Genomic DNA, 11,773 nt, shown 5'->3' on the forward strand with positions numbered 1-11,773 from the left:
CCCTGAAAGCTTCATTAATTTGGCGGGCTGTTTTAACCCGTATAAGTGCAGGCCTGTCATGGCGACACTTATCGTTTTGCCCCCATTGCAGAAGGAAGTTTCGGGCATGGCTGAATTTGAGGATAAGGCGGGCTGGCGTACGCTCTGGTTTTTGATTGACAGACAGCGAACACGTCTGGCTCTGGCGTTTGCATTTACCCTGGTGGCTGCGACGATGGAACTGGTGCCGTTCTGGCTTCTGGCCCAGGGGGCACAGGCCGTACTGGGTTTTATTGATCAGCAAAGCACGACAACAGAGATGGCTGAAACTTTTTATCAGCTGGCACTCTGGATGGCAGCAGCGCTGGTATTAAAGACGCTGATTTATGGCATAGCCTATTTTCTTAGCCACCAGGCTGCTTTTTTTACTCTGGCTCATACCCGAAGAATACTGGTTACTCGTCTGGCCTGGGCACCTTTACACTGGATTCAGAGTTATCACTCGGGTCAGTTAAAACAGATGGTGTTGCAGGATGTCGATAAAATTGAAAATCTGATTGCACACCATACGGTAGAAGTTTCGGTTTCTCTGTTGACTCCTCTGCTAATCACTTTTTATCTGTTCTGGATTGACTGGCGTCTGGCTGTGGCAGCTTTACTGGTCGCACCTCTGGCGATTATCTGTTCCATGTTATTTATGCGTGATATGGATTCCATGCAGGATCAGTATCATCAGGTTGCCGTTAGCCTGAATAAAACGACTGTCGAGTACCTGCGCAATATTCCGGTAATGAAGCTGTTTCGTCAGGATGCCAGACGTTTTTCTGCCATGGTGCAGCACTCTCAGCATTATTACAGCCTGGTCGAAGCGCTGACTCGGTTAACCGTTCCCAGGTGGGCATTATTTACCAGTTTGCTGGGGGCTAATATGTTACTGGTACTGCCTGCTGGTGGTTTTCTGTTGCTGCATAATGAGATCGCTCTGACGGATCTGATTCTGGCGATTTTGCTCTGCGGCGGTATGTTACGCCCTCTGCTGAAAATCAGTCATTTCTTTACCGATAGCCGGGAAGTGCTGGCGAGTGTACGCCGCCTTAATCCTGTACTGAATGCTGACAATAGTGCTGAACATGCTCAACAGGCCGAAGGTGCTGATCCTGTATCCAGCAGAGAAGAAGGCATTGATGTTGAGCTGAGCAGGGTTCGTTTCAGCTACGACAAGACCCTGATCATTCCTGAAATGGATCTGACTCTGCCAGCAGGCAGCACAACAGTGATGACCGGCGCATCGGGTAGTGGTAAGTCGACCCTGGCCCAGCTGATCGCTGGTTTATTAATGCCGGAACAAGGTCAGGTTACCATCAATGGCAGAGCTGTCACGGACCTGAGTAACGAGCAAAGAGCAAGCCTGGTTGCAGTGGCAACTCAGGATGCCTTTCTGTTCAAAGGAACGATCAGAGACAACCTGATGCTGGCCAGAGATACAGTGCAGGAGCATGACATGGAACTGGCGATTAAGGTGGCTCAGGCTGAGCACCTGATTCAGCAATTGCCTGACGGTTATGACACCAGGGTTAATGAGCAGGGGACACGTTTATCCGGTGGTGAGCGTCAGCGGCTGGCGCTGGCCAGAGCGCTGCTGGCAGATACTCCGGTACTGGTTCTGGATGAAGCGACAGCCTTTGCAGATAACCTGACTCAGCAGGCATTCTACCGTGATCTGCAGGAACACTATCCGGATAAAACCGTACTGATCATTGCGCATCGCCTGGCAGGTATGGAGTTTGCCGATCAGATTATTGTTCTTCACAAAGGCCATATACAGGATGCAGGCAGTCATACTGAGCTGATACAGCGAAATGCTTACTACCAGAAAATATGGCAGTTACAGCGTGATAGTCACCACTGGACCCTGCAAGACGATCAGGCCTGTGAGAGCAGAAAAAGGAGTGATGTAACAGAAGGAGAAACAACATGCCTGCAGATCTGAAGTCATCAATGGATAGTAGTATATTCCGTATTATTGTTCGGGTCATACACAGCAGTGGGCGTTCTCCCGGTTTGTTTTTATCTGGCCTGAGCTGGCGAATACTGGAACGTATACTGGACCTGTTACCTTTGCTGGCTGTTTTTTTCTGGTTGCAGAATATCCTGTTATCAAAGGGAGACAATGACGAAGCGGAAGCCTCAATTCTATGGCTGGCTGGTACATTGTTATTGATTTTTCTGATTCAGTTAGTGGCGGCCTGGAAAGGACAAAGGAACAGCTTTCTGGGTGGTTATCGTATTATGGCGGGCTACCGTGAACAGCTACTGGATCGTGTGCACCAGTTACCTCTGGGCGTACTGGCAGAATATCGTACCGGACAGCTGGCGGATATGATGACGGATGATATCCAGCGCATTGAGAATATTTTTACTCATCAGGTCGTTGAGTTACTGACCTCTCTGCTCGTGCCACTGCTGTTATTTATTGCTTTGTTATGGGTTGACTGGCATCTGGCTATAGGATTGATGGCTGGTTTTCCTCTGGCATTGTTATTTCTTCAGCTCAGTCGCAATCTGTTTATTCGTGTTAGTCAGGCTAAGCAGGATGCGTTGCGGTATACCTCAGGCATGGTCGTTGAATATGTAACCGGCCTGCGTACTTTTCGTCTGTTCAACAAAGCGGGTGTCTGGCTGAAGCGGCTTTATCTGCAGTTCGACCATATCACCCGAACCAGTATCGGCGTTGAGATCTGGGGGGCAGGGCCTGTGGTGTTGTATCGATTACTGACAGAGCTTGGTCTGGTGGCATTTCTGACACTGGCCGCTATGCAGATAGCGGGGATGACTCCGGCACAGGATCAGACCGAATTACTGTCTTTATTGCTATTTATACTACTGGCTTATCGCATGTTAGGGCCGTTACTGGAAATGGCGGAGCACCTGGCAGTGTTGCGCTTTACCGTGCAGAGTGAGCAGAAATTACAGCAACTTTACCAGCGTAAACCTCTGTCTGAGCCCGGCTCTGCAGAAATACCCCGTAATAATGATCTTATTGTGCAGGATCTGTCTTTTGGTTACGACAATGAATCCCTGATACTGGATCAGCTGAATTTCAGAGTACCAGAGAACAGCATGACGGCAATTGTCGGGCCTTCCGGTTCAGGCAAAAGTACATTGATGGGTCTGCTGGCTCGTTTTTATGACCCTCAGCAGGGATCTGTCAGTTTAGGCGGGAGTGATTTAAAAGCATTAGGCAGTGAGCAGTTATATCAGAAAGTCAGTATGGTATTTCAGCAGGTTCAGTTATTCGATGGCACTATCGCAGACAATATCAGAATTGGGCGACCAGATGCATCTGAACAACAGATCAGGGAAGCCTGTAAAGCGGCCTGGTGTGATGACTTTATCAGCAAACTGCCTGAGGGCTATAACACCCGAATTGGAGAAGGAGGTTCCTGTCTGTCAGGGGGAGAAAGACAGCGTTTATCGATTGCCAGGGCCTTATTGAAAGATGCGCCGGTATTGTTGCTGGATGAAGCGACTGCTTCTGTTGATACCGAAACCCAGTACCATATTCAGCGGGCCCTGAGCCGTCTGGCACAGGGGAGGACTGTCATTATGATTGCCCACCGTCTGAGTACCATTCGCCATGCCAGTCAGATCATTGTGCTGGATCAGGGGAAAATCGTGCAGAAAGGCAGGCATGATGAACTTCTGGCCTGTGAGGGGATGTACCGAACATTATGGCAGGCCCAGGAAGGCCAGCACCAGAGCTCTGCAGCCTCGTAAACTCTGCTCTGCCTGGTTCAGTCATCCGTCATGTGTGGCTGAGTTCATATCAGTGCTCTGGTTACTCCTGGCCAGAGCCTGTTCCATCAATAGGTATTAGCTTCCGATACTCTGATCTGCATAGTATCTCTTTAGTTACAAAATGAGAATAAATATCATTTGCGAAAAAGATTTGACTTGTTAAGATAAGCAGGCAATAACACTTCCTGTCATTTTCCGAAGCCACTGAAAATGCCTGCAGCAAAACCTCTGCTTTTTCATGGAATAGATTCAGGAAGTGCTGACTCTGGCACGTTATATAAGGAGAAGTGAGGTGACTATGTGCTCGGTAGAATCTATTTATCCATCTGATTCCCTGCTACCAGAGATGCGTAATCCTCCCGCGACAGATCAGGACTGTTTCTTTGAGATCCAGCCAGGGTTATCAGTTTGTATCTCTCATTCTCATTCAGAAGGTGTGACAGCTTCGTTTCCCGGAGATCAGGAATATATTCATCTGAACTGTCTGCTGAAAGGATGTTTTGAGGCCAGAGTAAAAGATGTGCCTATGCACTATACGGCAGGAGAGATCACCATGGGGTATTCTGATGGTGAAATGTTCTATCTGAACAACTCGCCATCGTTCAGCAATCTGGCTGTGATGATTACTCCTGAGCTGCTCTGTGACATGGCTGGAGAGGAACTATCTGAGATTAACCCGGAAAAAGGCGTGCATTTTTTTGTACGTAATGCCGGAAAGAATCAGAAGGCCAGTTATTCAGCGAAACAGATTGCTAGTCTGATGAACAGTAAATCTCAGCATAAACTGTTGCTGCATTCTGCGGTTCTGGATTTTATTTACTGGCATCTGAGCGCTTTTAAAAATCAGCATAGTCAGATTTCCAGCATTTCATCCCGTGAGCGCCGCCAGTTGGATATGGCCAGAGATTACCTGTTAAAAGACCTGAGTCAGGCGCCGACCATTGCCGATGTGGCAACTACGGTTGGTTTAAATCAGTGTAAGCTTAAAAAAGGCTTTAAGACGTTGTTTGGTAACAGTATTTATGCTTACTACCAGAAAGCCCGAATGGAAGAGGCAATGACGTTGCTTAAAAACCATAATGTGACTGAAACAGCGATGCTTCTGGGTTACAGTAATGTCAGTCATTTCAGTACCGCGTTTCGTAAGCAGTTTAATATTCTGCCTGGCGATGCCCGTAAGGAGATTGCTCCGGATTTTTCGGGTATTGAGATTCTCTGAAAGGCATCATGCAGGCCAGATCCGAAGATTCGATAATCTCTGTGATCTGGTGTTAATCGCTTCAGTCGACAAGTTAAATATGCTTACAAGTTCTGCCTTCTATTACCGGTTATACCCATCAACATTTTCAGCGAACAGCTCCGTCATTGCTCTTTATGAGGCCGATTTTATCGTGTCGGAAATCAGTGCAGATACCTTTGCCGAACACGGTATCAGCTTACCTGAACGTTTTGAAAACATGGTTGCTAAGCGACGATGTGAGTATCTGGTATCCAGACTATGTGCCCGTCAGGCTCTGGAAGAGATTGGCTGTACACAGAATACCGACATCAGAAATAATACAGACCGTAGCCCTGTCTGGCCCGATGGCTTTACCGGATCTTTTACCCATACCACAACACGAGCAGCAGCCTGCGTTACCAGGTCCGATCATATTCGTAGTGCTGGTCTGGATATTGAGCCTGTGGTCAGTTCGGAATTGTACAGAAATCTGTATCAGGAAGTTCTGACACCGGGGGATATTGCATTGTCAGCCAGAGTAACGGGTGAAAAGCTGACAACAGAAGCTTTTTTTACCCTGGTTTTTTCTGCTAAAGAAACATTATTTAAAGCAATCTATAAGGATGTGGGTTATATCTTTGGTTTTGAAGCCGCTACCGTGACAGATATAAAGCAGGATACGCTGACTATTAAACTGAATCAGACATTATCTGAGCTATGGCCTGAAGGTAGTCTGATTCATATTCGGTATATGTTCCGGGGTGATTGTGTTTATACCCTGCTCCTGATTGGAGCAGTTAAAGATGATGGCCATTGTTGATAAATACCCTTGATTCAAAGCCGGGCGATAAAAGAACCCGCTTTATTTCATTACGAGATGTTCGGTCCATTCACTGTTGAAGTGTTTCTTTGCATACAGTCGTAAGCATCCGGATAAACGTTTCTCTGTTACAGACTGCCATATTCTCCAGTCATTGGCTGGAGAATATGAAATGATTTTTCCTCAGATAAGCTCCTGCACAATAGTCTCCTGGCATTTATACTTTTATCTTCCCCGGCTGCAGACCGGAGAAGATAGGCGTGTTTATGGGTTATATATAAGCGTGCCTGTAATACCTGACGTATCAGCTCAGGCGATTTCTGGCTGAGCCTCCGTGTTCTCTTCTGATCCGATGTGCTGTGTTACCGGAGCTGATGCCAGTAAACGGACTGTGGCTTCACCTTTATCATACTGAGTCCAGTCGACCTGAAGGCCTGTACCCCGAGCCATATGCTCCAGTGCTTCCTGTTCCATCTCCCGCACCAGATTACCCAGTTCAGGGCAGCCCAGCTTAATAAACATGCTGGCGTAGGCGCAGTCTTTAATCTCGCAACTCAGAAATACATGCTCTTCTGATGATGTTGCCGGGGTATCGTCAATGGTGAGTGTCAGCACCTCAATATCGGCATAACCTTTAACAAAGCTCAGCCAGTAATCCTTAACGGCTTCTGCCGGATTATCGAATGCCTGGAATATTTCTGGCTCAGGCCACAGGCAACGGGTTTCCATGCAACCTGTTTCAAGAAACATTTTCCGGTAGAGCTTAAACGCTGTTTCCTGTCCCAGAAGATCCCTGGCAGATGAATATCCTGAGGTAAACATACTGATATCCTGTGTCGCTCTTTTCCAGATAGCCGCCAGTTCTGGAGCGCTGTTCTTGTGAGCCTCCCGATAGGATTCCAGTTGCTTATTATGGGCTCGCCAGCGCAGCATCACTTTAGCGACAAAGCCAGCAAAACTCAGGGTATTTGTTGCGGATTTCAGAGCTTGCCAGATATCCGATTCCAGCAGAAATGTTTTTTGCAGTGGTACCATCTTTGGGTGAGCTTTATCAATGGTGTACCAGTTGCGACCGTAATTACGCAGTTGTGCCACATCACCGCAAACCGGCTCAACCCAGCCGAAGTAAATACCATCATCATGCAACGCCTGAATATCCGGTGTTCTGCTGCTAATACCACGTTTTTCCAGAGCCTGCCGGATATGCTGATGCGCATCGGGCTGCAGATGTTCGATACCATAGACGCCTTCATACTGGCTGAGTTTGCCCTGCAGCCAGCAGTCTGCGATGGAGCAGGCCATCAGAGCGGTAAAGTCGTAGGAAGAGATCACACCATGAATCAGTAAGCCCTGTTCAGGCGCGCCATCCGGATAAACCCACAGGGTTGTATCCGGGTCAGCATTCTTCTTCTGTTTCATGGACTGACCACTGGTATAGAACTTTTTCGCCAGGAAATTCTGTATTTTTTCACCAAAATTCCGATTAGCCATAAACCGGGCCATGCCCTGGCTCATAAACTGAATGGCATAGCGGCAATCCAGGGTTTTAATGCGATCTTCTGTCGGACAATGTGCTGCAGCGAGTCCTGCGCTTTCCAGAGCGGAGAACGGCACCAGTTCAGATGGCTTATCCTGTCCCGGGAAATGGAAATCCTTGTTCTGATCCTGCCAGGGCGTGGCTTTCTCTATACGCTGCCCTTTTTCGAAGCAGGTCAGTGTGTTGCTGAAGCTGGATAAAATGGCGTAAGGACTGGTTTCACCTCCTCCGTAGGCTGCTCCCATACAGGCTCTGACATGGTAATGACCACTGGGAGAAGTATTTTTCCAGGCCAGTTGCATCAATAGCAGAGTAGACAGGCCAGGTGTAAAGCCCATACCGGTAAAAATAGACTGTTTCTGCTGGCTGGCTTGCTCATGAAGAGCCAGAATCTGATCGGTCGCGCTCAGGCTGTCATTAATATCGATGCAATCTATACCCGCTTGCAGACACAACGTGTGAACCTGACTACCCAGATGCTCCATTGGACCCAGAGTAATAATAGCCAGATCATAGTCCTGCAGAATATCGATGGCTTTCTGGCGATCATTAACATCCAGGCGAACCGTGTCGATATTATCTGCTGATAATAACGATGGTTGCACGCGACGGGCAGCACTGGTGATTCTGGCATCAGGCCAGGTATGACTCAGATGATGGACAACCCGGCGACCGGTTTCACCACTGCCGCCAATAACAATAATTTTTTTCTGATAAACAGGTACGGAACTCATACGGAAGCCTCGGCGGTATGCTGGTCATTAAGCGTGCGAATATCGATAAAGCGAATCAGATCTTCCTGCTCGAAAAGCGACATAAACAGATCATGGGGAATAGCCTCATGCAGCATAAAGACACCCGTACCATTATGCTGGCCCTGCAGAATGCAGCGTGCTGTGATACCAATGACAGTGCCAGTGGCCTGATAGGTGTCTGTCAGCATCAGCTGAGCCGTAGCGGCCAGGCCGGTGGCATCATGCAGATCAACCTGAATGCCGTAGGCCGGTTCCATTTTGCGCATATCTTTTTCAGAGGCTCTGGCCAGCCAGCGTGCACCGCGATCCAGACCTTTGTCTGAGTTATAGAAGCGCATCAGCCTGGCCAGTATGCAGATCATGGTTGCTCTGGGGCCGATATTGGCTCCGAAAACGCGGGCGACTGGAATATTATGCTGATTAGCCAGACGAACAATTTCTTCTGCATAGATCAGCATGGTACTGGTTTTGCCGATAGGATGAGGGAATGCGGGTTTGGCTCCGGCTTTCCCCATAGGCACGGAAACTATCCTGCCATTATCCAGATAGCAGAAACCACGGTCATGGCCAAAACCGCCCAGACTATTGATGATGTCCCAGGCTGAGTTATAGGTCCAGGCGTCCCGTCCAACATAGTGAATATCAAGCTGACGGATATCTGTACCTGCACCTATGGTGCGCAGGATATGCTCCGGGAATAAGCCCGACAAACCTGGCAGCAAGCCAACATTGATGACCAGTGGCACCCGGGTCGGATCATCTTTTTCAGCCTGATCCAGGCTTTGAATGACCGGGTCATAGCCTCCGGCATCCACCAGAGGTGTCATGGTCTTTTTACAGGCACGGGCAACACTGTCGCCAACAATACCGGATGGACCTATACAGGAAATCAGTAAGTCAGTCTGCTGACAGGCCTCCTCCAGTGCAGCTGGCTGGGTCGCGTCCAGCGTCAGTGTACTGATTCTGTCGTGATACTGGGGATCTATTTCGCTGGGGATAGTCTTTCCGGTGCGGCTGGCCAGTGTCAGTCGGGCATCTGTGGTTTTCAGAAGGTACTGTGCGGCTTCAATGCCGACCCGACCAAAGCCACCTAACAGCAGCACGCGGGCATTCTGGATGGGATGAGTCATAGCCTCAATTCCTGGTCTGCAGTGGATAAAGTGATTCGGATATCAATGGGGAAATGCCGACTGCGAGGCATCAGAAAGGTCTGAATAGACACGGGGTGCAGCTTCGGAAGAGGGCATTCAGCTTTGGTACGCTCAGGATGACAGGCAGCAGGGATATCTGACCTACTGCCTCTTTCTCATCAGAATCGGGTGCTTAACGTCACACCGTAGCTGCGAGGGTCTCCGGCCTCAACGGTATGCCCGGCACCAAAGTCAAACTCAACGCTGGAATAATATTCATCCGTAGCGTTTTTAACCCAGGCATAAGCTTCCCAGTTTTCGGCTTCAACACCCATTTTTAGATTCACCAGCTGGTAGCTGCCCTGTTTGAACTTGTTCAGGCTATCGAAGTAATAATCTCCGATATGCTGAACATCAATACGGGAAAACAGATCCAGACTTTCCGTCAGGGGGTGGCGGTTCTGAATGGCAAAATTGGCTGTCAGTTCAGGGGTATTCACCATTTTATTGCCATCGCAGTTGCTGACCATGCCGGTAAAGTCACAACCCGAATAGCTTTTGTACTCTGCTTTAGTGTAGCTGCCGCCAAGGCTGATCAGCCAGCCTTCTGCGGGAGTATAGCGGGACTCAAACTCTAGTCCCTGACTACGGCCTTTACCGGCATTATCGGTCAGGATGTTACCTGTAGTTGGCACCAGCTGTTGTACCTGCTGGTCTTTAATATCGATATAGAACAGGGCTGCACTCAGTTCCAGTGAGCCATCCATAAAAGAGGACTTATAGCCCAGTTCATAGTTAGTGCTGGTTTCTGATTCGTAGGTTGGATCATTTTCGCTGGGATACAGGTGATCAAAGCCACCGGCACGATAGCCCTTACTGACGGTGGTATACAGTAGGGCATCGTTTTCAAGAGTATAAGACGCCCCCAGTTTTGGCAGCCATTCGGTGAAGTTCTTCTCACCTTTAATATCAACGCTGGCCGCACTTTGCATTCTGGTTTCGATATCGGCTTTGCGCTTTTCTTTATCCAGACGCAGACCCGCTGTCAGAGTCAGGCGGTCATTGATATCATAATCCAGCTGACCAAAAGCGGCATATCCGCTGTTGTCTTTATCCACCAGCGTACGGTCTGCGTAAGGGCCGCCCATACCAAAAGCGGTATAGTCCAGTGTATTCAGACCATCGACTTTATATTCGCTTTTATAAGCATATAAACCCGCCAGCCATTGCAGAGGCTGATTGTCAGTGGATGCCCAGCGAAACTCCTGAGAAATCTGAGATTGCTCTTCATCTGATTCAGAGTGATGCATATAGCCATCCATACTACCGGCGTCCTGGTCGGCAGAGTTCAGGCTATCCCAGTCACGCCAGCCGGTGACGGAGGTAAAGTCGATACCATCAAAGGATTTCGTAACCGACAGTGCCAGACCTTTTGAATCCCGGTTGTCTTCACCATCAAAATTATGGTCGACTTTCTTCGGATTTTTCTTAATAAAGTCGGCGTTACCCAGAGCGTAAGAATCACCTCGCAGCTTCTGGTAATCCAGAATCAGATTGGTTTCCAGGGTGTCCGTTGGTTGCCACAGGAATTTCAGACGGGCATTGGTATCTTCACGACCGCCATAGTCCTGACCGTTGTAAATGTTATCCAGATAACCACTATTATCTATCTTAGATAAACTCACACCAACAAACAGCTCATCTTCAATCAGAGGGGTACTGGCACTGATACCCAGCTTACGCTGATCCAGACTATCTGCTGAGAACGTCAGTTTGCCTTCTGTGTAATTGCCAGGCTTTTTCGTGATGACATTGATAATACCGGCCAGAGAGTTACCACCGTACAGCGTACCCTGTGGACCTCGCAGTACCTCAACGCGCTCAATATCCGCCAGATCCAGGTCAAACATACCGTTACTGGTATAGTTCACTCCATCCACATAAAAGCCAACGGTAGGATCGGTGAACAGGCCCGGACCAATACCACGGATAAAGATATTGTTTTCCCGGCTACCACCCCAGGTAAAAATATGCAGGTTAGGTGTGTGCTGACTCAGCTCAACAATAGAAGCAATCTCTGCATCCTGCAGCTCAATTTCGGTTTTAGCCGAAACACTGGAGCTGACATCCATCACGTCAGCATCACGTTTTTCAGCCGTTACTGTAATGGCATCCAGAGTATTAGATTCTGCCTGAGCGACCGTGGGAGCTATTAATGCCACACTGCTGATACCTGCCAGTAACAGAGTCGGGCTTAGTAGTGTTTTTCTGAATAACGTGTGCTGAATCAGGCGAGTCATAGGGCTCAGTGTAAAAGATTGCACTGGTGTTTTTTTGTAGAAAGCAGCCGAAGGCTCTGTCTGCGAATGTTCTGAAGTGGTGTTGAGGGTAGCGGCCCGCATGGCTCCATTGCTCCTTAAAAATCATCGCGATTGGGAATCGTTTTCATTATTACCCCCAAGTGTGCGTCCATGACTTGCTGGCGACTACCCGGAAAAGATTTTTGTTACCCCGTTCCGTAGTGGTTTTTAAATC

7 protein-coding genes are annotated in these 11,773 nt (G+C 48.5%); 4 read left to right on the forward strand and 3 right to left on the reverse strand.

Features of this window, described 5'->3' with window-relative positions:
* Positions 1-106 precede the first annotated feature (106 nt).
* From H4O21_RS03965 to H4O21_RS03980, 4 genes are all read left to right on the forward strand, one after another.
* Positions 107-1,969, forward strand: a complete 1,863-nt coding sequence (locus H4O21_RS03965) for an ABC transporter ATP-binding protein (protein WP_182807545.1) — start codon at positions 107-109, stop codon at positions 1,967-1,969.
* The gene (locus H4O21_RS03970; RefSeq protein WP_220495492.1) at positions 1,954-3,756 is read left to right on the forward strand and encodes an ABC transporter ATP-binding protein; all 1,803 of its coding nucleotides are present in this window, start codon (positions 1,954-1,956) and stop codon (positions 3,754-3,756) included. Before H4O21_RS03965 ends, H4O21_RS03970 begins: the two co-directional genes overlap by 16 nt.
* 319 nt (positions 3,757-4,075) lie before the next feature.
* Entirely contained in the window at positions 4,076-4,996 is a 921-nt protein-coding gene (locus H4O21_RS03975) for a helix-turn-helix transcriptional regulator (RefSeq protein ID WP_255487127.1), read from the forward strand.
* A gap of 79 nt (positions 4,997-5,075) precedes the next feature.
* The gene (locus H4O21_RS03980; RefSeq protein ID WP_182807546.1) at positions 5,076-5,816 is read left to right on the forward strand and encodes a 4'-phosphopantetheinyl transferase family protein; all 741 of its coding nucleotides are present in this window, start codon (positions 5,076-5,078) and stop codon (positions 5,814-5,816) included.
* A 309-nt stretch (positions 5,817-6,125) separates the two neighbouring features.
* On the opposite strand, the gene H4O21_RS03985 is transcribed toward H4O21_RS03980, so the two are convergent.
* From H4O21_RS03985 to H4O21_RS03995, 3 genes are all read right to left on the reverse strand, one after another.
* Positions 6,126-8,087 (reverse strand): saccharopine dehydrogenase NADP-binding domain-containing protein, encoded by a 1,962-nt coding sequence (locus tag H4O21_RS03985; RefSeq protein WP_182807547.1) that lies wholly within the window; start codon positions 8,085-8,087, stop codon positions 6,126-6,128.
* Positions 8,084-9,238, reverse strand: a complete 1,155-nt coding sequence (locus H4O21_RS03990) for a saccharopine dehydrogenase NADP-binding domain-containing protein (protein WP_182807548.1) — start codon at positions 9,236-9,238, stop codon at positions 8,084-8,086. Before H4O21_RS03990 ends, H4O21_RS03985 begins: the two co-directional genes overlap by 4 nt.
* A gap of 179 nt (positions 9,239-9,417) precedes the next feature.
* Positions 9,418-11,640, reverse strand: a complete 2,223-nt coding sequence (locus tag H4O21_RS03995; RefSeq protein WP_220495494.1) for a TonB-dependent receptor — start codon at positions 11,638-11,640, stop codon at positions 9,418-9,420.
* Positions 11,641-11,773 lie beyond the last annotated feature (133 nt).

This window comes from Oceanospirillum sediminis, assembly GCF_014164585.1.
Taxonomy (GTDB): domain Bacteria; phylum Pseudomonadota; class Gammaproteobacteria; order Pseudomonadales; family Halomonadaceae; genus Oceanospirillum; species Oceanospirillum sediminis.